Raw genomic sequence first — 22,224 nt, 5'->3', positions numbered from 1 at the left:
CCACTGCCGGGGCACTGCGACTGTCCAAGACCCGCTCCGTGGCGTCGATACCGTACGGGTATCGTTGCACCATGGAGCTGCGGACACTGCGCTACTTCGTGGCGGTCGCCGAGGAACTCCACTTCGGCCGGGCCGCCGCCCGGCTGCACATGAGCCAGCCGCCGCTGAGCCGGGCGATCAAGCAACTGGAGACCGAGCTCGGCGCCGTGGTGTTCGACCGATCCTCCGCGCGTGTCACGCTCACTCCGGCCGGGGCGGTGCTGCTCGATGAGGCGCGCGCCCTGCTCGACCAGGCCGACCGGCTACCGGTACGCGTGGCCGCGGCGGCCGGCACCGCGACCATCACCATCGGCATCCTGGGCGACGGCAGCGACCCGGCCGCGACCCGCCTGGCCGCCGCCTACCGCCGACGGCACCCGCACGTCGAGGTCCGCATCCGCGGGACGGACCTGACCGATCCCACCTGCGGGCTGCGCGCCAAACTCGTCGACGTGGCCCTGACCCGCGGGCCGTTCGACGAGACCGGCCTGGCCGTGCACCAGCTGCGCACCGACCCGGTCGGAGCACTGCTGCGCGCCGACGATCCGTTGGCCCGCCGCGACCGCCTGGAGCTGGCCGACCTGGCCGACCGCGACTGGTTCCGGTTCCCGCAGGACACCGACCCCGGCTGGCAGTCGTACTGGAACGGCGGCAAGCCTCGCGAGGGCCCGGTGGTGCGCACCGTCCAGGAATGCCGGCAGGCCGTGCTCTGGAACGGCACGGTCGGCGTGACCCTGCTGGCCCACGAACCGACACCGGGGCTCACCGTGGTGCCGCTGACCGACATGCCGCCGAGCCGCATGGTCGCGGCCTGGAGCGAGGGCGACACGAATCCACTGATCCGCTCATTCGTCCAGATCGCGACCACCGTCTACCGCGACTGAGCGCCCCCGCCGACGGCACCGAGCGCAACCGGTACGACCCCTGCGAACCCCCACACCCTCCCGCCGGGCACGCTCGTTCGCGTGGTCCTGGCGATGGCCGCGTTGGTGCGGCCCTCGGACATCAGGGCGAGCACCTCGCGCTCGCGCGGGGTCAGCATTTGCAGCGGTGGGTCGGTGGAGTGGTGGTCGAGCAGTGCGGTCACCACGTCCGCGTCCATCACCGTGCCGCGGGCGGCGACCTCGGCGGGAAATCCCGACCCACCTCAGAAGCGCCCTTGCGCCGGGCTACCAGGCGGGGTCGGGGACCGGACACCAGGTGTGGTGTCTCGGGAGGTCGGTTCCGCGAAGTCCTCGACGGGATCTCGGCGCTTCCGGTGAGCGGCTGTGCGTGACGTCAACGTGCGAACTTTTCGATGGCCGCAGGGGTGACGGGGGTGAAGAAGTTGACGAGGTTGCCGTCGGGGTCGCGGAACAGCAGCGACCGGTTGCCCCAGGGCATCGTGGTGGGCTCGGTGACGAAGTCGGTGACGAAGCCCGTCAGGTTCTGGTGAACGCGGTCCACGTCGTCGACGAGGAACTCGGTGATCACGCTGTGGTTGTCCGCCGGGCGGGCAGAGCCCGGGGCGAACAGCGGCACGGTGCGGGTGCCGGCGATCGCGAGGGTGGCGGTGGGGGTCCGGAGTTCGGCGAAGTCCTCGGTGGCCCACGTCGCCCGCACCCCGGTGGCTCGCTCGTAGAACTCGACGAGGCGCGCGACGTCGCCGGTGATGATGCGGATCGAGACGAAGTCCATGGTGGTCTCCTTGGTCGGTGGAGTCGATGTACGTCGCAGGCTAGGAGAGATAGTGGACAGAATCGGTCCTGTATTCGTGTGAGGCTGTGAGCATGACCCGACCCGCCGGACGCGTGCTGACACTCCTGGAGTTGCTGCAGTCGGGAGGCACCCGGACGGTGGCCGAACTGGCCGATCGGCTGGGCGTTGAGGGGCGCACCGTGCGGCGGTACGTGGACCAGCTGATCGAGCTCGACGTGCCCGTGGAGTCGGTGCGGGGCCGCTACGGCGGGTACCGGCTGGCTCCCGGGTACCGACTGCCTCCGCTGATGCTCGGCGACGACGAGGCGCTGGCCGTGCTACTCGGCCTGGTCGCGGGTCGCCGAGCAGGGTTGGTGGCCGCGGGTCACACCGCGAGCGAGACGGCGTCGGCCAAGATCCGGCGGGTGTTGCCCAAGCACGTCGCCCGCCGGCTCGACACGCTTCTGGAATCCCTCGCCTTCACGGATCAGCCCGGTGAGTTCGCCGCCCCGAACGCCGGGGTCCTGCTCGCCATCGCCGACGCGGTACGCCACCGCCGACCGGTCTCGCTCCGATACACCGACCGCGACGGCCGGCGCAGCGAACGCACGCTGCACGCGTACGGGATCGTCGCCCATGCGGGCCGGTGGTACGTCACGGGCAGGGACCCCGAGATCGGCGAGGACCGAACCTTCCGGCTCGATCGCATCGCGGACGCGAGGACCCTGCCTGGCTCGTTCGATGCGCCCCTGGGTCCCGATCCGGCACAGCGCGTGTTGTCAGGGTTCGCCGCGGCCGAGTACCGGCATGAGGTGATCCTGCGGATCCACGGGACGGTCGAGCAGATTCGCGCCCACCTTCCCGCCAGCGTCGCGAGCCTGGACGAGCACGCGCCCACGGCAGACGAGGACCCGGCGGCCGAGCGCTGGCGGCGGGTCGGACTACGGGCGGAGCGGCTCGACTGGCTGCCTCCGGTCCTCGCCGCACTCGACCGGCCGTTCGTCATCGAGCGGCCCGATGAACTGCGCGACCTCGTCGTCGCGCTCGCCGAACGCCTCGCGTCCAACGCCCGCCAGACCTGACCGCGAGAAACCCGTGACCGGAGACATTCGTGCCCGGTCAGTGGAGTGATGATGCCCAGTCGCGCAGGGTGTCGACGTACTGCTGCGGGTCGCCCGCGCATGCGGGCGTGGTCGTTGGAGGCGGTGGCCGAGCCGGTCCGGAAGGCGCGAGACCACTCGGGGTCGTACCTACGACCACCCAACGACCACCAACGAAAAAGGCCGCTCCCACCATCCGGTGGAAACGGCCTCTGACCTGCGAAAAGCAAGTCGGGACGACAGGATTTGAACCCGCGCCGCTTACTTCACCACCGCCGGACACCGGCACAACCCGCCCTCCGTCGAACCATGGCGCACGGCCCCGCCCCGGAAAAAGGCCGTTCCCCGCATCGCTGCGGGGAACGGCCTTCCGGCCTGCATGAACATAACGCCGACCGGGGCAACAGGATCTGAATCTGCGCCCCCCGACCCCCATTCACCCTATGATCTTTCCCACCGAAAAGGCGGACATTTTTTCGATCACGGGTCGTAGAGCCAGGGATCCTGCCTCAGTGATCTGCATATTCGCCTCCTCGCGATCGTCCTACCGGTAAATTCTCCCGGTACTTTCCAGGATACTCCTTACCGAGAGAATTCGAGCCTGCGGTGCACATAAGTTAATATTTGAAAATTCCCCCGCGTGACGTTTGACCAGAAAATCCACCAGGGCCGAGAGTTCCACGTAAACGGACGGACATATCTCCCCATCATGCTTCTCTCAGTGGCTCTCCAGGTCGTACCAGCGGCGCAGCGGTCAGGACGCTTCGCCGGGAGGCTCGCAGTTGATGCCGGTGGCCGTGAGGATCCGCCGCGCCGAGTCCGTGCCGTCAGCCTGAGACCGGGTGTCGGCGGGCTGCGGTGCACGAAGGCACGAGGCCGGCCTGCACCCGCATGCGGATGCGGATGCGGCGAGACATGCACCGCGTGTCATGCCGAGCACGTGGCGGCCCTGCGTGTGCCGTGACCCGACAGGGAACGCCATGCGTAACACTGTGTGCTGTGTCGAGTACGAGTCGGGGCAATGGTGGCGCGCAAGAGGGCGGCGCACCGAGCCCCGACGCCCTGCTGCCGGCGCTCGACGCGGAGCAGCTCGGGGTGTTGCGCCGGGTGGGGCTCGAGTGGGGTCGGGTTGCCGGGGATCCGCAGGCATGGCGGCGTGCGCTGCCGGTGGATCCGGATCTCGGTCGTTATCCCGCTCCTTCGGAGATCCTGCCGGTCCGCTTCGGTCGTTTCGTGCGGGTCGCCACGGTTGACGGAGGACCGTCTGCGGTTGAGGCGACCAGCGAGGACACTCGGACTTCTCGGCTCGGCCGGGTCGGTTCCAGGGTGCGACACGTGGTGCTCGGCGCTCCGCTGCGGAGCACCGCGATCGCGCATGAGCGGATGCGCAAGCTGGTGGCGTTGCCGGTGCTCTCCGCCGACGCGCTCTCCTCGGTCGCGTACGGGCCTGAGGCGATGCTGGCCGTCCTCGTCCTCGCTGGTGCCGCCGGGTTGCGGTACTCGGTCCCGATCGCCGTGACGATCGTGTTCCTGATGCTCGCGGTCGGGGTGTCCTACCGTCAGACGATCCGGGCGTATCCGCACGGCGGTGGTTCGTACATCGTCGCCACCGCCAACCTGGGCCGCGTTCCCGGGTTGGCGGCCGCTGCCGGTCTGGTGACCGACTACATCCTCACGGTCGCGGTCTCGATCGCCTCCGGGATGGCGGCGGTCACCTCGGCGTTCCCCTCGCTCGAACCCGACATCGTGCCGATCGGCGTCGTCGTGATCGCCGTGCTGCTCGCCGGGAACCTCCGCGGTGTGCGGCAGGCGGGTGCGCTGTTCGCCGCACCGACGTACGCCTTCGTCCTCGCGGTCCTCGTACTCGTGGCCGTGGGTCTGTCCGATGCGGCCGGCCGCGGTTTCCACCCGACGGCGACACCACAGCCGACCGCGACCGAGGGCGTCAGCCTGCTCCTGGTCCTGCGCGCCTTCGCCTCCGGCTCGACGGCGATGACAGGCATCGAGGCGATCTCCAACGCGGTGCCCGCCTTCCAGCCGACCGAGTGGCGCAATGCCCGCACGACACTGACCTGGATGGTCGGCCTGCTCGTCGCACTGTTCGCGGGCACGGTCGCACTCGTCCACCTCGACGGCATCGTCCCGAACTCACAGGAGACGGTCCTGTCGCAGCTCGCCCATCGCACCTTCGGGTCGGGTTTCTTCTACGTCTTCACTCAGGCCGCCACCGCCGCGATCCTGCTCCTCGCAGCCAACACCGCCTACAACGACTTCCCCCGCGTCCTGTTCCTGCTGGCCCGCGACGGCCAGGCACCGCGGATCTTCCTGCGGCTGGGAGACCGTCTGGCCTTCAGCAACGGGATCACCCTGCTCTCGGCCGCCGCGGCCGCGATCTACGCGGCGTTCGGCGGCAAGACCGCCCCCCTGATCCCGCTCTACGCCGTCGGCGTCTTCCTCGCCTTCACACTGTCGCAGGCCGGCATGGTCGTGCACTGGTGGCGCCTGCGCGACCGCCACTGGCGCAAGAGCCTGGCCTTCAACGCCACCGGCGCCCTGCTCTCGGCGGTCGTCTTCGTCACCGCCGGCATCACGAAGTTCACCGAGGGCGCCTGGTTCGCCGTACTCACGGTGGGACTGTTCATCCTGGTGACGACACGAATCCGGCACCACTACGACACGGTCGGCGCGGCGATCGCCCTGCATCCCCATGCCGTCGAAGTCCCCAGCCGCACCATCACACCTCCGAGTTCGGAGGACCGCACGGCACGAGGCACCGCACAGACAGCGGGCGCCGTGCCCGGAGCGCCGTTCGAGACCACAGCCGAAGCGGAGATCGAAGAGACTCCCGAGGAGATCCACCCCCTGTCGATCGTGCCGATCGCCGCACTGGACCAGGCCGGCATGCGAGCGCTGGCCTACGCCGCCTCGCTCCAGCAGCCCGTCCTCGCGCTCCACATCAGCCCCAGCGCGGACGAGGCCCGACGCTTCCGCGCGTACTGGAACCTGTGGGGCGACCACCTCCCGTTGAAGATCGTTCTCTCCCCCTACCGCGCGATCGTCGCACCACTGGTCAACTACATCGAGTCGCTGCACCACCAGCGCCCGGACCTCACCCTGACCGTCATCCTCCCGGAGATCGTCGTACGGCACTGGCGCCACCGCCTCCTGCACAACCGGCTCGCGGCCCGGCTACGGAGAGCGCTGCGCCCCCTGCCGAAGGTGGTCGTCACGACCGTCCCGTTCCACGTGTAGGACAGCGGCGGCACCGAACAACCCGACGCGTCCGACCGCGCACAGCGGCACATCCGCTTCGTCGGGCCACCGGGACGGTTCCTCGTCCGCCCGGGAAAAGCCGACCCTCGCACGCCGCGGGGCGCATTGTTCAGCCACGGCCGCCGGCCCTCCACCGCGAGCTGGCGGTGCGCCCCGGTGGGCGGGCCTGTCGGGGCGGGGCCGGGTTGTCGTGACTGGAGGGAGGCCGCTGTCACGGATGACGCCCCCCGGGCGGTCGTCCCGGCCCGGGCTGGCTCATCCGGTTTCTCGTTTCGGGGTCTGGTCGTCGACGATCTCCGCATCGACGACCTCCTCCTCATCGCCGCTCTGCGTCGGGCCGGTGCCGGCCGCGGCTTGCGGGCCGCCGGCCTGGGCGTAGAGGGCGGTGCCGATTTTCTGTGCGACGGTGGCCGCGCGCTCCATCGAGGTGCGGATGGCCGGGCTGTCCTCGCCCTTGAGCTTGTCCTTCAGGTCCGCCAGGGCCTCGTTCACCTCGGAGGTGACGTCTGAGGGGATCTTGTCCGGGTTCTCCTGGAGGAGTTTCTCGGTGGAGTAGACGAGGTGTTCGGCCTGGTTGCGGGTCTCGGCGGCCTCCTTGCGGCGACGGTCCTCCTCGGCGTGCTGCTCGGCCTCGCGCATCATGCGCTCGATGTCCTGCTTGGGCAGGGAGGAGCCGCCGGTGACGGTCATCCGCTGCTCCCGTCCGGTGCCGAGGTCCTTGGCGGCGACGTGCATGATGCCGTTGGCGTCGATGTCGAAGGTGACCTCGATCTGGGGCAGACCGCGGGGGGCCGGCGGCAGGCCGGTCAGCTCGAACATGCCGAGCTTCTTGTTGTACGCGGCGATCTCGCGCTCGCCCTGGTAGACCTGGATCTGCACGGACGGCTGGTTGTCCTCGGCCGTGGTGAAGATCTCGGAGCGCCGGGTGGGGATCGTGGTGTTGCGCCCGATCAGCTTGGTCATGATGCCGCCCTTGGTCTCGATGCCGAGGGACAGCGGGGTGACGTCGAGCAGCAGGACGTCCTTGACCTCACCCTTGAGGACACCGGCTTGCAGGGAGGCGCCGATGGCGACGACCTCGTCCGGGTTGACGCCCTTGTGCGGGTCCTTGCCGGTCAGCTCCTTCACCAGGCCGGTGACGGCCGGCATGCGGGTCGAGCCGCCTACGAGGATGACGTGGTCGATGTCGGACACCTTGATCCCGGCGTCCTTCACCGCCTGGTGGAACGGGGTCTTGCAGCGTTCCAGCAGGTCGGCGGTCAGCTGCTCGAACTGGGCGCGGGTGAGCTTCTCGTCCAGGTGCAGCGGGCCCTCGGCGGAGGCGCTGATGTAGGGCAGGTTGATCGTCGTCTCGCTCGTCGAGGACAGCTCGATCTTGGCCTTCTCGGCGGCCTCGCGCAGCCGCTGCGCGGCCATCTTGTCCTTCGACAGGTCGATGCCGTAGCCGTTCTTGAACTGCTGGACGAGGTGGTCGACGATCTTCTGGTCCCAGTCGTCACCACCGAGGTGGGTGTCGCCGTTGGTGGCCTTCACCTCCACCACGCCCTCGCCGATCTCCAGCAGGGAGACGTCGAAGGTCCCGCCGCCGAGGTCGAAGACCAGGATCGTCTGGTCACTCTCCTTGTCCAGCCCGTACGCGAGGGCCGCGGCGGTCGGCTCGTTGACGATGCGCAGCACCTTCAGGCCGGCGATCTCCCCGGCTTCCTTGGTGGCGGTGCGCTGGGAGTCGTTGAAGTAGGCGGGGACGGTGACGACGGCGTCGGTGACGTCTTCGCCGAGATAGGCCTCGGCGTCGCGCTTGAGCTTCTGCAGTACGCGGGCGGAGATCTCCTGCGCGGTGTACCGCTTTCCCTCGACGTCGCCGGTGTCGGGGAAGCGCCAGTGCGGGTCGCCCATGTGGCGCTTGACCGAGCGGGCGGTGCGGTCCACGTTCGTGACGGCCTGGCGTTTGGCGACTTCGCCGACCAGCACGTCGCCGCCCTTGGCGAACGCCACGACTGACGGGGTGGTGCGCGCCCCCTCCGCGTTGGGGATGACGGTGGGCTCGCCGCCCTCCAGGACACAGACGACGGAGTTCGTGGTGCCCAGATCGATACCGACGGAGCGAGCCATCGCGGGGCCTCCTCCCGCACGAGCGGATTCCCGGGCCAACCCCCTCTTCCTCACTCGTAAAGCTTGAGTTGCCCGGTGTCAAGGGCTGGCGGGAGTCGCATTGGCGGGGCCCGCGCCGGACCGCGGGGGCGACGGCCTGCGCGCTCACGGCTCGATGGCGAGCAGCCGGTAGAGGCGGGTGGGGCGCAGCAGCCTGGTGGTGGCGGTGTCGGAGCGGTCGTTGGTTCGGCCGCCGTGCGGACCTGGCCGGGCACCGCAGCGTTGGGGCGGCATGACGAGCGCGCCGAATCCAGGGGCGAGCGGCCCTCGCGCGGCGGTGGACGGCGGCACGGTGACCGGGTCCTGTGCTTCACCGACGGCCTGGCCGAGGAGCGCGAGCCCGGTGGGGAGCAGTTCGGGGAGGAGCAGTTCGGGGAGGAGCAGCTCATCGACTGGGTCAACCGTGTCGAGCGCTCGCAGGCCGGGGTGCGGGCCGTGGTGCGCGCGCTCTCCCACGTCCTGAAGGAGAAGCGGGGCGGGCGCACGAGCGACGACGCCACCCTGTTCCTGATCGAGTGGCGCTGAGCGGGCCGGCACCCCGCGCCGGCACCCCGCGCAGGCTCTCCTGACCGGCCGGACCGGCCCGGCGCGGGCGGAGTACCGTGGGGATATCGGGGCGGCCCAGCCGCCGCTCCCCAGCGGTCGGCCCCCGCCCGGTGGGGCTGGCGTGCGTCCACGGACAGGTGGCGAGCCATGTCTGACGAATCCGGTGCTGCGCTCCCGGGACTTCTGCCGGACCGGTTCCGGCAGGCCGCGAAGCCGGGGACGGTCCTGTTGCGCCTGGAGACCACACAGTCGCGCGAGGGTGTGCTCGACGGCGCATGGTGGCCGCGTTCACGGAACGTCGGCGCCGAACTGCCTGGCCTGGTCAGGGCGTTGACCGAACACCTCGGCCCCGTGGCGAGCGTCGGGCTGGACACGGAAGCCTGGGACGACGTGCCGGCCCGGCTGGTCGTCGACGGCCGGTCGGTGCACATCGACCGGTACCCGGTCGGCGACGACACGGTGATCGTCACGCGGGGCGACCGCGATCACTTCAGCCTGCTCGTCGTCCCCCCGCAGGCGAGCCAGGAGGCGGCCCTGGCCGCGATGGCCCGCGCGGTCGAGGCCGGCGGAAGCGACTCGGCACGGCAGATCCTCATCGCCACCGGCATCGGCTCCGAGCCACCGGCCGAAGCGTCCTGAGGGACGGCCTCGTCGGCCGGGCTCCTCGGGCAGACAGGAAAGGCGGGACGGAGAGATGTCCGTCCACATGAAACTCTCGGCCGACGCCCGGGCACCGGCGGAGCCGTCGACGGGGCCGCTGGACCTGCAGTACTCGTCGGGCGGGAGGGGCGGAGTGGAGTCGTTCTCCGTCGCACCACGCTGGGAGGCAGCCGGCTCGACCTCGTCGCAGTCCCGCCGTGGTCCCCGACGCTCGATCAGTTCGGCTTTGAACGTGCCGTTCAGGGCCCCTGCCATCGCGTTGTCGTACGAGTCCGCGACAGAGCCGACCGACGCCGAGGCGCCGACCTCGGCCAATCGTTCCGTGTAGCGAATGGATGCGTACTGTGACCCGCGGTCGCTGTGATGAATGAGGCCGGCGTCCTTCTTGACCTCCTGCCGCCGACCAGGTGAGCCGTGGCGGCCGCGAGCCCGTTGGCCAGCGACAGCGGAACGCACAGCGCGAGCGCGCACCCGGCGGCGACGGCCACGATCCGCGGGCGCACCGCGCCGGCCACCAGCGGCTTGTCACCCCGACCGGTGGCAAGGTCCCGGCACAGATCGACACGGTCGTTGCACCAGCCCACCGACAGCTGCCCGGTGAGCACCGCCGAGGCCACCAGCGCGCTGCCCGCCAGTCCCCGCCCGGAAGCGACCGTCAGAGCGGTGATCACGGCGGTGACGGCGATCGAGGGAAGGGCGTGGGAGGCGGCCAGCAGCCCCCGGACCGAGCCGCCCGCGCCCGGACGGGACTGCGCGACTGCGGGCGGGGACGGCTCCCGCCCCTCGCCCAGGAGCACCCCATGCCAAGAGCCGACCTGGCCGCTCACCGGCTCCTCCGCGCGCGAGTGCTCAGCGGCGTCATCAACGCGTACCGATACACGGCCTGACCAGCAGCGACAAGTTTCCGAACGGCACAGCCTCCAGTACCGACCCGACACCCTCGACGGCTTCATAGCCGGCACCGGCCTGACCCTCGACGACCCGGCGTCACCTTGACGAGCCGAAGTCGGTAACGGTCAACGTGACAGTGCCGCCTGCAGGACCGTCACCGGCGGCGCTTCGCCCGCGGCAGCGGAAGTTGAGAAGGTTCGGCGCAGATGCGCCGTCAGGCGTTCCGGTACGGCCGGGTGGAAGCGTCCGGAGAGGTAGCCGTCCGGGCGGATCAGGAGGGCCTCGCCGTCACGTGGCGCATAGGCGTCGCGGAACTCGCCCGCCGCGTCGCGCACCCGCGGCGGGCGCAGGCCGACCGGGCGAGCGTCCTCTGGTACCTCTGCGGCGGTGACCAGATAGGCGTCGAGCAGGCCGTGGGCGGCGCGATGCGCCTCGGCGGCGCAGGCCTCGAGCCGGGCGGCGCCGTCGCCCGAGGCGTACTCCGAGCCCGCGAACAGCAGCAGCACGTGCCGCGGGGTGCGCAGCAGGTCGAACAGCCGCCGCGGGTAGGCGGCGAGGTCGCTCAGCAGGCCGCGGCAGTCCGGTGCCCGGTCGCCGGCGGCGGGACCGGCCGCGGGTGTGCCGTCCGCCGCCTGCGGCTGGATCAACGGGCTGTCCGGGTAGGCGACCAGCAGCTGGGCCTGGCGCCTCAGCATCATCTCGGCGTCGCCCCCGTTGTTGCTGAGGCCGGTGCGGGCATGGCGGACGGTGCGGTCGACCACCTCCTGCGCGACCGGGTGGCGTTCGGCGTGATAGCTCTCCAGCACGTCGTCCGTGGCCATACCGCGGATGGTCAGGGCCAGCTTCCAGGCGAGGTTGTAGGCGTCCTGCACGCCGGTGTTCAGACCCTGCCCGCCGATCGGCGGGTGGATGTGCGCGGCGTCCCCGGCGACGAAGAGGCGGCCGTTCCGGTAGCGGTCCACCAGGCGGTGGCTGATCCGGAAGGTGGACGACCAGCGCAGCGTGGAGGCGGTCGTCGGCTCCGGGGACAACCGGTCGAGCACGGCCTGGATCTGGCCGAGGTCCGGTCCGTGGCCATCCCCCATCCCGTCCGGCGCGCTCGAGTCGTCTTCGCCCCCGGCTTGGGCGCAGGGGCGCAGCATCGACAGCCAGTACCGCCGAACGCCCGGCATCGGAATGCAGACGAGCATGTCGTCCACCGCACCGTTCGCGTCCAGGTTCACGGCCCGCATGCTGTAGCCGGCGGGCAGTTCCCAGTCGAGCTCGACGTCGCCGATCATGTACTGCTCGGGGAAGGCGTCGCCCTCGAAGGTCAGCCCGGCCGCCTTGCGGACCAGGCTGTGCGCGCCGTCGCAGCCCACGACGTAGCGGGCGTGCAGACGCTCGATCCGGCCGTCGGCGTGCGCGAGGACGGCCTCGACCTCGTCCGGGCGCATCTCCACCGAGCGGAGCTCGGTCGGCCGCTCCACCTCCGTGCCGAAGCGCGCGAGATGCTCGGTGAGCAGCCGCTCGGTCGCGTACTGGGGCAGCGTGGAGAAGGGGTAGGGGATCTCTGGCGGCAGAGTCAGCTCGACCCGGGGGCCCCGCTTGCCGTCGGTGAAGACCAGCTGGCCCAGGTGCGGCACCGCGTCGTCCAGTGCCCCGCGGACCACGCCCATGGCGTCCCACACCTCCAGCGTGCGGGGCAGGACGCCGATGGCCTTGGCATAGGGCTCCGGGACGGCCAGCCGGTCGACGATGCGACAGTCCACGCCGTGCCGCCGTAGCTCGGCCGCCGCCGTCAGGCCCACCGGGCCCGCGCCCACCACGAGTACGTCGACAGCGGTCATGATCAGACTCCCTCGTCGTCCGGAATTGGCTCCCGAGCCAGTGTGCTTCACCAGGTTGCGCCGACCCGACAGGGTTGAGGTTCCCCCGCCGTGCGATAGTTGCCGATCAGCTGGTCAGGACGGGTCGACGGGGTTTCAGGTTCACTGATTCGGCCGTTGCCGGGTTGGCGTAGTACTTCTCCTCGAACTCGATGGGGCTGACGTAGCCGAGTCGTTTCCGGATGCGACGAGGGGGCACTGTCACGTTGACCGTTACTGACTTCGGCTCGTCAAGGTGACGCCGGGTCGTCGAGGGCCAGGCCGGTGCCGGCTATGTGGGCGATGCCGAAGTCGATCACGCGCGGACCGTCGGTCGCGAGCAGCACGTTGGCGGGCTTGAGATCCCGGTGCACCACCGCGGCGCCGTGGATCGCCTGCAGCGCCTCCGCGATCCCGCCTACCAACAGCAGGACCGTGCGCACCGGTAGCGCACCGTGTTCCCGGACCACCTGTTGCAGCGACGGGCCCGGAACGTACGCGGTGGCCAGCCAGGGCACGTCGTCGTCCGCGCCGGAGTCGATCACCTGGGCGGTGTACAGCCCATGGATCCGCCGGGCGTTGGTGACCTCCCGTGCGAAGCGCCACCGGAACTCCGTGTCCTGCGCGAACTCCGGCCGGACCGTCTTGAGGGCAACCGGCCGTCCACCGGGTGTGTAGGACAGGTAGACCCGCCCCATGCCGCCTGCTCCGAGCCGGGCGTGCAGCCGGTAGCCGCCTACTTCGGCCGGGTCGTCGGGCTGCAGGGGCTGGAAGAGTGTCGACGCGGGCAAGGAGTCCAGGGACATGTCGATGGGCATGTGGAAGGTCTCCAGTGGTGCGAGCGGTGAGCGGGGGCGGCGCGACGGGAGTCGCGGCCGTTCAGCAGGTCGTCCCGCTCGGAACCGGCTTGAGGTCGATGAGGTAGGCGTCCACGGCATTCGTGACGCAGGCGTTGCCGCGGCCGTAGGCGGTGTGGCCGGGCCCCTTGAAGGTGAGCAGCATGCCGCCGGGCAGTTGGGCGGCGAGGCCCTGCGACCACTGGTAGGGCGTGGCCGGGTCGCCGGTGGTGCCGACGACCAGGGCCGGGGGCAGGCCTTCGGCGTTCACGCGGTGCGGCTGCTGCCGCCCGGCGGGCCAGTCCTTGCAGGTGAGTTCGGCGAGCACGGCGGAGGTACCGAAGACTCCGGCCTCCTGGTTGGCGCGCTCCAGCAGGTCCCAGTAGGGCTGCGGGTCCCTCGGGTGTGGCTGGTCGAGGCAGTTGACGGCGGTGATGGCGACGGAGGAGTTGTCGGGGGCCTGCTCCGGGGCGGTGTTCGGGTCGGATCCGGTGTCGGAGCTGTCGCCCCGGGCGGACCGGACGTGCGTGGCGGATTTGCCGGATATACCGGGGCTGGCGATCTCGGCGAGTTTCGTCCCGTCGCCGCCCCGCGCGGCGCGCAGCGCCTCGGACAGGTCCTGCCACTGGGACTCGGGTGAGTACATCGACTTGGTGAGGGCGGTGAGCAGCATGTTCTGGTCGAGCCGCTCGGTGGTGCCCTTGATACGCAGCGGGTGCTTGGCCGTCCGCCGGTGCAGGTCGGTGATCACCTTGTGGATGCCGTCCGGGGTGGTGGCGGGGCAGGCGTCGTGGACCACGGTGGCGCACTTCTGAGCGTAGTCGTCCACCGACTTCCGGAAGGCTTTGCCCTGCTGGAGGGCGGCCTCGGACCAGTCGAGTGAGGGGTCGACGGCGCCGTCGAGGACGAGCGCGCGGACCCGGTGCGGGAACAGTTCGCCGTAGACGGTACCGAGGTAGGTGCCGTAGGACCAGCCGAGGTAGCTGAGCTTCTCGTCGCCGAGGGCCGCGCGCAGCACGTCCAGGTCGCGGGCCGCGTCCAGTGTCCCGACGTGCGGCAGGATGGCTCCGCTGCGGGCCTTGCAGGAGGCGACCTGCTTCTCGGCGTCCGCGAGCGCGGCGCTGCGTTCGGCAGCGGTCTTCGGATACGCACTCGTCGAGGCGGCGTCGGATTCGGGCTGGTCCTGGTCGGCGGAGTCGGAGGAGCCGCAGTCGATGGCCGGCTTGCTGCCGGCCACGCCCCGCGGGTCGAAGCCGACGATGTCGAAGCGGGCGCGCGCCCGTTCGCCGAAGGAGGAGAGGCCGCCGGACTTCAGTTGCTCGACCCCGGATTCGCCCGGTCCGCCGGGGTTGAAGACCAGGGAGCCCATGCGCTGGGCGGGGTCCGCCGTGACGGACCTGGCCAGCGGCAGGGTGAAGGTCTGGCCGGTCTCCGGGTGCGCGTAGTCCACCGGGACGGTCAACGTGGCGCACTGGAGCTCGCCGCATGTGGTCCAGGTCGGCTTCTGCCGGTAGAAGGTCTGCAAGGCGCTCTGCTGCGCGGAGCCGGTCGGCGACGTGTCGGCGCCCTCCGCAGCCGTGTCCCCGTACGCCGGGATGCATCCGGCAAGTGCCGTGACGCCGAGTGCGGCCAGGGCCAGGATCAGGCCGGCGCGCTTGCTCGTCGGGTGCTTCATGGGGGTACTCCAGAGGGACTTGGCAGGGTTGTTGCGCACGGCGCCCGCAGTGGTCAGCGGCACTGGCACCACCTCGGCGGCCAAGGGCGGCTGGGCCGAGGGCTCCGGTGGTGGTCCCCGGGCGCGTGGGGGATCGCGCCCGGGGGTGTCTCACGGCGCCGCGTGCCGGCCCGCCCACGTGTCTCCCGGGCGAACGGCCGCGCTGCTCGGCTCCTGCCGGTTCGCTCCGCTGTGACCTCGCAGATGATTGCCGAGCGAAGCTGAGGATTTGATGAGGGCGGCCCGGGCCGCACATCGGGCTATCCTGACCGCCGTGCGAGTGCTGGTGGCCGAAGACGACGATGACCTGCGGTTTGCCGTGTCCGCAGCACTGCGCAGCGAGGGGCTGGCCGTCGACGAGGTGGCCGATCTTCCGGCCGCCGACGAGGCGCTGTTCGTCACCGAATACGACTGCGCGGTGTTCGACCGGATGCTGCCCTCCGGGGACGCCGTCGAGTACGTGCGCGAGCTGCGCCGAGCCGGGCGGACCGTCCCGGTGCTGTTCCTCACCGCTCGGGACACGGTCGCCGACCGGGTCGAGGGGTTCGCCGTCGGCGGCGACGACTACCTGGTCAAGCCGTTCGCGGTGCCCGAGCTGGCGGCCCGGGTGCACAGCCTGTGCCGACGGGCGGCCACCGTCCGGCCCCCGGTGCAGCGGTTCGCCGACCTGGAGATCGACACCGCCCGCCGCCAGGTGCACCGGGACGGCGTGCTGCTGATGCTGACCCGCAAGGAGTTCGCCGTACTGGAGTTGCTCGCGGCCCGGGCGGACCAGGCCGTACCCCGCGCCGACCTGATCGAGAAATGCTGGGACGAGATGACCGAGCCGAACTCCAACGTCGTCGAGGTGCTGGTCTCCCAGCTGCGCCGCAAGCTCGGCGACCCGCCGCTGATCCACACGGTCCGCGGCGTGGGCTACCGACTGGCGCCGCCCGGCAGCGGCGACGGCGGCCGAGGATGACGGCCGCGGCCCGGATCCGGCGGCTGCGCTGGCGACTCACCGCACTGTTCTCTCTCACCAGCGCGATCGGACTGATCGGCCTGGCGGCGTTCGCCATCCACACCGACGACGACTCCTGGAGCGACCGGCTCGACGACGCGCTCACCCTGCAGACCCGCCAGGCGATCCTGCTCCTGAGCTTCGACGACGACGGCCGGCTCGAAGCGCAGTACCTGCAGGACGGGATGGAGACCGACTGCCCGCCGGTGACCGTGGTGACCGGTACGGCCGACCAGCCCACCGTTGCCTACACCCCGCGCAAGCCCTGCGTCCGAGCCCACACCGAGGACCTGGAAGCGGTGGCCGCGGAAGCAATGCGAGAGGGATCGACCGTCGTGGCCGACGCACGCAGCGACAACGGCCACCGGATCCGGCTACTCGCCGAGCCCTACGCGGGAGCCAATGGCCAGTCGACGGCCGGCGCAGTGGTCGCAGCCGACGACACCACCGGCGACCGGGCCGCGCACCGCAAACTGGCTCTGCTCCTGGTGGCCGGCTGTGCGGTCCTGGTCGCCCTGTCCGCCGTGGCCGGGCACCTGCTCTCCGGGCGGGCGATCCGGCCGGCGCTGACAGCGCTGCAGCAACAGGAGGAGTTCCTCGCCGACGCCGCCCACGACCTGCGCACACCCACCGCATCGCTACGCGGCCTCGCGGAGACTGCGCTGCGCGACGACGAGCACCGCACCGCCGCGCTCGAACGGACCGTGCGCCTGGCGTCCCGGATGGGCGACCTGATCGACGGCCTGCTCACCCGGGCCCGGCTGATGGCCGGTGTCGGCACCCTGGCCAGCCAGCCGCTACGCCTGGACCAGCTCGTCGAGGTGGTCGTCGACGACATCGAAACCGGCGAGCACCACGTGAGCGTCCACACCGAACCGGTCGTCGTGGTCGCCGATCCCGACCTGCTCCGGCGGGCGGTGGCCAACCTGCTCGGCAACGCGCTCCTCCACGGCCATGCCCCGGGCCTGCCCGCAGAAGTCGACGTCACCGTGGCCGCCGACGGAACGGTGACCATCGACGACGCCGGACCCGGCATCCCCCCGGCTCTCGCCGACTCCCTCTTCCAGCGCTTCCACAGCGGCTCCGGCTCCACCGGCCTCGGGCTGTCCATCGCCTCCTGGGTCGCCCACGCCCACAGCGGCACCCTCGACGTCGGCACCAGCCCGCGCGGCGGCGCCCGCTTCACCCTCCGCCTCCCGCCCCGGACGAAGTAGGCCAACCCCCGGCGATGCGCGCGCCCACGATCGGTGCGCCGCCCCATCGACATGAGTGTGCCGCGCTGCTCGAGAAGCCGGGCCGCAGCGGCAGCCTGCCGCACGGGCGGTCGATGGACGAACGCGACTGGAACCGCTGTCCTGTTGGACAGTTGTCACGACTGGAGCCCTGTCCGTCCGGGCATACCGTCGATACCGCCGCTGGCGGGTCCGGCTGGGACTCCCCCACGAGCACAGCCGGACCCCTGGCCGGCGGCCGGGCCTGGACGCGACTCCCCCACGGAGCAGCAACCGGGCCCTCATGCTGTCCAACCAGCGACACGCAGCGTACATGCCATCTCCACGGAGCGCTACCGCGCACCCGGAACCCGATCCCCTGGCCTCCGAGAGGCCCACGGGGGTGCACGACGACGTCGTTGGGGTGTACCGGCTCGCACGTCCCCTGGCGACGATGCCCTCGACGCCGACGTCCACAAGGCCGTCGTACCAGCGCAGTGCCTGGTCGCGGTCGTCAGTGGCCATCATGGCCTGCACCTGCGAGTCCGCGCCCTGGCCCGCGGCCGGACGGCCCGTTGCCGAGCTCAGCAGCCGGTAGGGCGATCGACCGCGGCACGGCCGCCCGGTCGGCAGGTGCGGGTCGTCCACGACCAGGGGGCTGCGCTGCCCGGACAGTCTGCTCGGCCCCCTGGGCACCGTCGGCTGGCCGGCGGCGTTGGCCGGCGCCGTCGCCGCGGAGCTGTGCAGGCGGGTACCGCAGCGCTGCCGCATGACACCCGACCTGATCAAGGAGCCCACGCCCGCACAGCTGGTCCTGCGGACGGAGCGCCTCCACAACGACGTGTTCAACGCGGCTGTCGCCCTCCTGCCCGACGCACCGGACCGGACGCGTCTGGAGGACGAAGCCTTCGACAGCTGGTCCAACCGGATCAAGACCACGTTCAGCGCGTGGGAACGAATGTGGAAATTCGTGCTGGAGCAGCACCCCGACCGCCACGCCCAGCTTGTGGAGACGGCAGCCGGCACAGCGGCGAACCGCGTCATCCGGGACCAGCTGCTCGGCAGCCTGCCGTGGATGGTCGAGCCGCGGCTGCTCCGTCGAATCGCGCTGGACGATCTCTCCCGGTTCCACGCGGCCATGCTCGTGACCCGGGTCTGCCGCTTCCTCCTGGACGGGGCCTCGAAGGAAGAGACCCGACAGCACTTCGCCGCCGAGCTCGCCGATCTCGACGACACAGGCCGGCGGGACATCGAGCCCTGAGCGGGGAGGAGGAGCCACGCGCTTCCTCCGCCCCGCTCAAGCAATCACGTACGCCACCCCGGGCCGCGGTCGATGTCGAGGACGTCGTAGAGATGCCAGCCGACACCCCAACGGGCGAGGCGCTCGCAGTCGACAAGGTACAGACGCTGCTGGACGGCGAAGGCCGCCGCAGGGTCGGCGAAGCCGTTGAGCGCCACAACAACCGGGACCGCAGCCCCGATGCACCGGCTGGGCGGTGCCGTTGAACCTCTGCACGACCTCCGAGGCCACCGGGGTCGCGTACCGCTTGCACTGCAGCACTACCCGCCGCCCCAGGTGGTCTTCGGCGACGACATCGGCGCCGAGGTCTCCGGCACCGCCGACCCGTACGGCGTTGGTGAACCGGTCGTGCTCCAGTAGTTCGCGGCGCATCTCCTCGAACCGGACCGGTGCGGCGGCCTCGAACGCCTCCAGGGTGTAGTCGAGAGGGCGCCGTGTATAGGACGCACGGGTTCGGCGGGTGCGGTCTGACGCAGCGGCCGATGGCCCACTGCTCGATGCGGTCGGTGACGTACGTCGAGATCCTGGTGCGGGCAACGGTGAGGCGCGTGGCGATGCCGGTGTGGACCAGGGCCCACAAGGGTTGCACGAACCGGCGTACAGGTGGGCCGAGGACGGTGCGCCGCATTACCGCACGCAGGCCGACAAGCGCGTAGGCCGACGCCGGCGAGTGCCCATGGGCGCGGCCCGGCCCGGCCTGTCCGCGCAGGCCCGGACCCACCTCCTCCGGTCCGGGTTCGCGCGCCGGGCCACCAGCGGGGCGGCTGGTGAGGTTAACCGCCGGCAGCCCTGCGCCCGGGCGCACGGTCGCGTTCGCGGCGGTGGGCGCGCACGGTTGACCCATGGGGATCGTGGTTCTGCTGGAGCTGATTGAGCCGTTGGACGCGCGCATCCTGGGGGTGGGCGGTGATCTGGTCGACGCCCTGTCGGTGCGCCGGGCCCATACCACGTCCTCGGATCCGGACGCCCCCGGCGGCCCGGGGGCGCTGACCTTGTGCGAAATGGACGCCGCGGCCATGGTGGTCGACCGGTCGACCGGGCGAGCCCGCAGCGGCCGGGGCAGGGGTGGCATCCGCCGCGCTGGGCCGGATACGTCTGCCTGACCTGTGATGCCGCTGCCCGCGCCTTCTGGTCCGGGAGCGCGGCGGGCCGGATGGGCCTATCGGGCCCCCGGCGGACTGTCATCGTCGTGGGGGGGGTGTCGATGGCGTCGCGCAGGGCGGCCAGGTCCGCGATGGCGGCCTGTTCGGCGAAGCGGGCCAGAAGCCGGCGGAGGACCCTCTCGTCCTGGTCGCGCACTGCTTCGCCTATGGCCGCCGCCGGCGACGCCTCGGTATGGGGGTCGGGCGTGGGCACCTGCCGCGCGGCCTGCGGCCCTTCCACCGCTCGCCTGCCGTTCACTCGTGGTCCTGGCCGCGGGACGCGGCGTCCTCCGCCCTGGGTGCGGCTGCGGCGACCGGCCGCCCCACCCCGTGCGGGGCGAAGACTACCTCCCCAACCGACACCGAAAAATCTATTCCCGCCAAAGTAGACATTGCCACACACCGTGGTTAGTGTTTCTCTCGTAGACGAGATCAGCGGTACCCGCCAGACACGAACTGGCGGGCAGCAGTACAGGAGTTCGCAGGTCGGTACGGTTGCAGGGTCCTGAAGCCAGGGATGTAGCAGTAAGGCGACAGGACCGGCGGCCGGGCCGGGCGGCCCGCAGGTATCAGGGGTCGCCACCGAGCGGTACCGCAGTTCGGTAAGCGCAGTACCAGCAGTGTGAAGTTGAGTTGGGCAGTACCAGCAGTCGAAGTACGCGGTATCCCGGTGAAGGCGCCCAGACTGCGGGCGCGCGCGCTGGGAGTCCGGCAGTGGGGTTCCAAGCCGAGTGGCTAAGCAGGACGGGCGACGGGGCTGGCTGCCGGACCCGGTGGACCGCAAGGACCGCCACAGCAGTACCGAGTGGTTGGCACTACCACGCAGTTCGAAGTACAAGCAGTTCCGCAGTGCCGAGCAGTACCCGTGTGAGCGGTACCAAGCAGTTCGCAGCACCAGGCCAGTACAGAGGATGAACGGAGGGGACAGAGCGCCATCAGGATCGCCCGGCCCGTGAGGAAGTCGCCCGGGCGGAATCCGAAGACCCCAAGGCAAGGACGGTGGTTTCCGGTCACGCATACGCGATCCCTGCACGCCCCCTCCCCCGGGGCAGTGCGGATACAAGGAAGCCGGCCACAAGGCCGGCAGATGGTGTAAAACCCTTCGGGGCCCCGGGAGCCGCAATGGCCCCGGGGCCCCTCAGCGCGTCCCCGGACACAACAAGAAGAGGTGCAGTGACCACGGCAACCATCCGACCGCATACCCCCGACTCCCTCGACGACGACGACTACCCCGCCTACACCATGGGCCGCGCCGCCGAGATGACCGGCACCACCCCCGGCTTCCTACGCTCCCTCGGCGAACACCGCCTCATCACCCCCCTGCGTTCCGACGGCGGCCACCGCCGCTACTCCCGCTACCAACTGCGCATCGCCATGCGCGCCCGCGACCTCGTCAACCAGGGCACCCCCATCGAGGCCGCCTGCCGCATCGTCATCCTCGAAGACCAACTCGAAGAAGCACTGCGCCTCAACGAAGAGCTCCGCCGTTCGCCGCGCGGCCAGGAGTCCGCCGCCGACACCTGACCCACCTGCCAGGCCGCCCCGGACACGATTACCCCTCACTCCCCGATCGTCGGCCGATCGTTCTCCACCGGCCAGGCTGCCCGGCACCCTGTCTCACTGGCGCGGACCGGTTCCAGGCCGCCCGGCACGACGGCACGCCGCCCCGTTGAAGTACACAGCAGGGGTTCATCCACTACCGTTCTGCCCCGGGCCCGGCCTACGTCCCGTCGACCGGACCGAGCCCACGCTCCCACCGCCTCGGTCGCACCCCCGATGACCACTCCGCGACCGCCCGCGCCGCGCGAGAGGTGACCGAGGAAGGGACGCCGACGCCACTTCCGCACGGCCCGCTGGTCGGATGCACCGGCCCCCTCGGGACCGGATCGTTCAGGCCGCGCTCAGTGCACAACTGTGCTTCCTTGCCCGGTCCTTGGCCGCGCTTGCCGCAGGCGGTTCGCCTGCCCTGAGCGGGCGGTCCGCGCGGTCGCCCGGCCGCTACGGTGGGGTTGCGCTGCCACCTGCGGGCCGTCAGGCAAGTCGCCCGCTTTGCGGGCGCACTACGGCCCGCCCGAGACCGGGGCCGCGAGGAGTACTCGGTGGCCGTCCCCGCGGAGTCCGACCCCCTGCCCTCGACATCCGCCTGCGACCGGGAACCGGCGACCTGGTGCTCGCCACGATGAGCGACCCGGACCAGGACAGCGGCCCAATGCTGAACGCCGCCGTGGACAGCGCCATGGGCACGCGACTGCCGGCGCGTCGGCGCCGGCAGAGCTGGCCTAGAAGCTGAGCAGGCCGATGGCGTGACCGTCGGGGTCGACCACCGGCCACGTGTCCAGGCCGCGGGCGCGCATGGCGGCGGCTGCGGTGGTGGCGGGTATGTCGGCGGTGGCGAACGGGGCCTGGTCGAGGACGATGTCGCGCACCGGGGTGCGCTCGGTGGACCGGGTGCGGCTCTGGAACGGGGCGAGGTGCAGGCGGGTCAGCAGACCCGCGCAGCGGCCGTCGTCGTCGCGGACCAGGATGTGGTCGGCGCCGGAGCTGTGCAGGATGTCGATCGCCATGTCGACCATGACGTCGTCGCTGATCTGCAGCTCGGAGTGTCTCATGAGGTCGCCGACCGTGGCGGTGGTCGCGGGGTGTTCGAGGGTGGGAGGGCCGGCGGGGTCCGCCGGAGCGGGCCGGGACTCCTGCTTCGCGCTGGTGAGTCGTGTGGGGCGGGGCCCCCCCGGCGGGGCCGGCCCCCCCCCCCCCGGGGGGGGGGGGGGGGGCCCCCCCCCGGGGCCCCGGGGGGGCCGGCGGGGCCCGGGGTGTGGCGGCCCGCGCCGGGAGCGCGG

The 22,224-nt window shown here is 71.2% G+C and carries 16 protein-coding genes and 5 pseudogenes; 10 read left to right on the top strand and 11 right to left on the bottom strand.

The window, feature by feature from the left end; all coding sequences use genetic code 11:
• Positions 1–71: 71 nt before the first annotated feature.
• The gene (locus ACIO5E_RS29425) at positions 72–923 is read left to right on the top strand and encodes a LysR family transcriptional regulator (protein WP_400673518.1); all 852 of its coding nucleotides are present in this window, start codon (positions 72–74) and stop codon (positions 921–923) included.
• 86 nt (positions 924–1,009) lie between these two features.
• On the opposite strand, the pseudogene ACIO5E_RS29420 reads toward ACIO5E_RS29425, so the two are convergent.
• Positions 1,010–1,162 (bottom strand): annotated as a pseudogene (locus tag ACIO5E_RS29420) (LuxR C-terminal-related transcriptional regulator); the annotation flags it as partial.
• 155 nt (positions 1,163–1,317) lie between these two features.
• The gene (locus ACIO5E_RS29415; protein WP_400673516.1) at positions 1,318–1,716 is read right to left on the bottom strand and encodes a VOC family protein; all 399 of its coding nucleotides are present in this window, start codon (positions 1,714–1,716) and stop codon (positions 1,318–1,320) included.
• Between the two features lie 92 nt (positions 1,717–1,808).
• On the opposite strand from ACIO5E_RS29415, the gene ACIO5E_RS29410 reads away from it, so the two are divergent.
• Both ACIO5E_RS29410 and ACIO5E_RS29405 read left to right on the top strand, forming a co-directional pair.
• Positions 1,809–2,798, top strand: a complete 990-nt coding sequence (locus ACIO5E_RS29410) for a helix-turn-helix transcriptional regulator (RefSeq protein ID WP_400673513.1) — start codon at positions 1,809–1,811, stop codon at positions 2,796–2,798.
• A 1,401-nt stretch (positions 2,799–4,199) separates the two neighbouring features.
• Entirely contained in the window at positions 4,200–6,068 is a 1,869-nt protein-coding gene (locus tag ACIO5E_RS29405; RefSeq protein WP_400673575.1) for an APC family permease, read from the top strand.
• 276 nt (positions 6,069–6,344) lie between these two features.
• Here the strand turns inward: ACIO5E_RS29405 and dnaK are convergent, their stop codons facing one another.
• Entirely contained in the window at positions 6,345–8,201 is a 1,857-nt protein-coding gene (dnaK, locus tag ACIO5E_RS29400; RefSeq protein ID WP_400673510.1) for a molecular chaperone DnaK, read from the bottom strand.
• Positions 8,202–8,345: 144 nt separating this feature from the next.
• Positions 8,346–8,474: a hypothetical protein gene (locus ACIO5E_RS29395; RefSeq protein WP_400673508.1), complete on the bottom strand. Its 129-nt coding sequence runs from the start codon at positions 8,472–8,474 to the stop codon at positions 8,346–8,348.
• Between the two features lie 57 nt (positions 8,475–8,531).
• Between ACIO5E_RS29395 and ACIO5E_RS29390 the strand changes: the two are divergent.
• Together ACIO5E_RS29390 and ACIO5E_RS29385 are read left to right on the top strand one after the other, a co-directional pair.
• Positions 8,532–8,765: pseudogene (locus ACIO5E_RS29390) on the top strand (SpoIIE family protein phosphatase); the annotation flags it as partial.
• A gap of 168 nt (positions 8,766–8,933) precedes the next feature.
• A complete protein-coding gene (locus ACIO5E_RS29385; protein ID WP_400673506.1) occupies positions 8,934–9,425 on the top strand; it encodes a DUF5994 family protein in 492 nt (163 codons plus the stop codon).
• Between the two features lie 189 nt (positions 9,426–9,614).
• Here ACIO5E_RS29385 and ACIO5E_RS29380 read toward each other — a convergent pair.
• The 4 genes and pseudogenes from ACIO5E_RS29380 to ACIO5E_RS29365 all read right to left on the bottom strand — a co-directional run.
• A pseudogene (locus ACIO5E_RS29380) lies at positions 9,615–9,824 on the bottom strand (IS3 family transposase); the annotation flags it as partial.
• A 638-nt stretch (positions 9,825–10,462) separates the two neighbouring features.
• Entirely contained in the window at positions 10,463–12,166 is a 1,704-nt protein-coding gene (locus ACIO5E_RS29375; RefSeq protein WP_400673504.1) for an FAD-dependent monooxygenase, read from the bottom strand.
• A 278-nt stretch (positions 12,167–12,444) separates the two neighbouring features.
• Positions 12,445–12,990 (bottom strand): annotated as a pseudogene (locus ACIO5E_RS29370) (serine/threonine-protein kinase); the annotation flags it as partial.
• Between the two features lie 73 nt (positions 12,991–13,063).
• On the bottom strand, positions 13,064–14,695 hold the full coding sequence (locus ACIO5E_RS29365) for an alpha/beta hydrolase (protein WP_400673502.1): 1,632 nt from the start codon (positions 14,693–14,695) through the stop codon (positions 13,064–13,066).
• A 319-nt stretch (positions 14,696–15,014) separates the two neighbouring features.
• Between ACIO5E_RS29365 and ACIO5E_RS29360 the strand changes: the two genes are divergently transcribed.
• The 3 genes from ACIO5E_RS29360 (at position 15,015) to ACIO5E_RS29350 (ending at position 18,206) form a co-directional block, all read left to right on the top strand.
• Positions 15,015–15,695, top strand: a complete 681-nt coding sequence (locus tag ACIO5E_RS29360) for a response regulator transcription factor (RefSeq protein ID WP_400673573.1) — start codon at positions 15,015–15,017, stop codon at positions 15,693–15,695.
• The gene (locus ACIO5E_RS29355; RefSeq protein WP_400673500.1) at positions 15,692–16,948 is read left to right on the top strand and encodes a sensor histidine kinase; all 1,257 of its coding nucleotides are present in this window, start codon (positions 15,692–15,694) and stop codon (positions 16,946–16,948) included. The genes ACIO5E_RS29360 and ACIO5E_RS29355 overlap by 4 nt, the downstream gene beginning before the upstream one ends.
• Positions 16,949–17,714: 766 nt before the next feature.
• Positions 17,715–18,206, top strand: a complete 492-nt coding sequence (locus ACIO5E_RS29350; RefSeq protein WP_400673498.1) for a hypothetical protein — start codon at positions 17,715–17,717, stop codon at positions 18,204–18,206.
• Between the two features lie 44 nt (positions 18,207–18,250).
• On the opposite strand, the gene ACIO5E_RS29345 is transcribed toward ACIO5E_RS29350, so the two are convergent.
• Positions 18,251–18,403: a hypothetical protein gene (locus tag ACIO5E_RS29345; protein WP_400673577.1), complete on the bottom strand. Its 153-nt coding sequence runs from the start codon at positions 18,401–18,403 to the stop codon at positions 18,251–18,253.
• A gap of 43 nt (positions 18,404–18,446) precedes the next feature.
• Positions 18,447–18,782, bottom strand: a pseudogene (locus tag ACIO5E_RS29340) (restriction endonuclease); the annotation flags it as partial.
• Between the two features lie 305 nt (positions 18,783–19,087).
• On the opposite strand from ACIO5E_RS29340, the gene ACIO5E_RS29335 reads away from it, so the two are divergent.
• Together ACIO5E_RS29335 and ACIO5E_RS29330 are read left to right on the top strand one after the other, a co-directional pair.
• Complete coding sequence (locus tag ACIO5E_RS29335) at positions 19,088–19,348, top strand: hypothetical protein (RefSeq protein ID WP_400673496.1); 261 nt, start codon at positions 19,088–19,090, stop codon at positions 19,346–19,348.
• A 1,281-nt stretch (positions 19,349–20,629) separates the two neighbouring features.
• Entirely contained in the window at positions 20,630–20,911 is a 282-nt protein-coding gene (locus ACIO5E_RS29330; protein WP_400673571.1) for a MerR family transcriptional regulator, read from the top strand.
• Positions 20,912–21,666: 755 nt separating this feature from the next.
• On the opposite strand, the gene ACIO5E_RS29325 is transcribed toward ACIO5E_RS29330, so the two are convergent.
• Positions 21,667–21,996, bottom strand: a complete 330-nt coding sequence (locus ACIO5E_RS29325) for a CBS domain-containing protein (protein WP_400673494.1) — start codon at positions 21,994–21,996, stop codon at positions 21,667–21,669.
• Positions 21,997–22,224 lie beyond the last annotated feature (228 nt).

Source organism: Kitasatospora sp. NPDC087314 (genome assembly GCF_044744365.1).
Lineage (GTDB): Bacteria > Actinomycetota > Actinomycetes > Streptomycetales > Streptomycetaceae > Kitasatospora.
This window is presented reverse-complemented; position numbering and strand designations above follow the sequence as displayed.

Excerpts from the sequence above, each read along its gene's own strand:
- ACIO5E_RS29425 (WP_400673518.1), top strand. The coding sequence starts at position 72 with ATGGAGCTGCGGACACTGCGCTACTTCGTGGCGGTCGCCGAGGAACTC.
- ACIO5E_RS29415 (WP_400673516.1), bottom strand. The coding sequence starts at position 1,716 with ATGGACTTCGTCTCGATCCGCATCATCACCGGCGACGTCGCGCGCCTC.
- ACIO5E_RS29410 (WP_400673513.1), top strand. The coding sequence starts at position 1,809 with ATGACCCGACCCGCCGGACGCGTGCTGACACTCCTGGAGTTGCTGCAG.
- ACIO5E_RS29405 (WP_400673575.1), top strand. The coding sequence starts at position 4,200 with ATGCGCAAGCTGGTGGCGTTGCCGGTGCTCTCCGCCGACGCGCTCTCC.
- dnaK (WP_400673510.1), bottom strand. The coding sequence starts at position 8,201 with ATGGCTCGCTCCGTCGGTATCGATCTGGGCACCACGAACTCCGTCGTC.
- ACIO5E_RS29395 (WP_400673508.1), bottom strand. The coding sequence starts at position 8,474 with ATGCCGCCCCAACGCTGCGGTGCCCGGCCAGGTCCGCACGGCGGCCGA.
- ACIO5E_RS29385 (WP_400673506.1), top strand. The coding sequence starts at position 8,934 with ATGTCTGACGAATCCGGTGCTGCGCTCCCGGGACTTCTGCCGGACCGG.
- ACIO5E_RS29375 (WP_400673504.1), bottom strand. The coding sequence starts at position 12,166 with ATGACCGCTGTCGACGTACTCGTGGTGGGCGCGGGCCCGGTGGGCCTG.
- ACIO5E_RS29365 (WP_400673502.1), bottom strand. The coding sequence starts at position 14,695 with ATGAAGCACCCGACGAGCAAGCGCGCCGGCCTGATCCTGGCCCTGGCC.
- ACIO5E_RS29355 (WP_400673500.1), top strand. The coding sequence starts at position 15,692 with ATGACGGCCGCGGCCCGGATCCGGCGGCTGCGCTGGCGACTCACCGCA.
- ACIO5E_RS29350 (WP_400673498.1), top strand. The coding sequence starts at position 17,715 with ATGACACCCGACCTGATCAAGGAGCCCACGCCCGCACAGCTGGTCCTG.
- ACIO5E_RS29335 (WP_400673496.1), top strand. The coding sequence starts at position 19,088 with ATGGGGATCGTGGTTCTGCTGGAGCTGATTGAGCCGTTGGACGCGCGC.
- ACIO5E_RS29330 (WP_400673571.1), top strand. The coding sequence starts at position 20,630 with ATGGGCCGCGCCGCCGAGATGACCGGCACCACCCCCGGCTTCCTACGC.
- ACIO5E_RS29325 (WP_400673494.1), bottom strand. The coding sequence starts at position 21,996 with ATGAGACACTCCGAGCTGCAGATCAGCGACGACGTCATGGTCGACATG.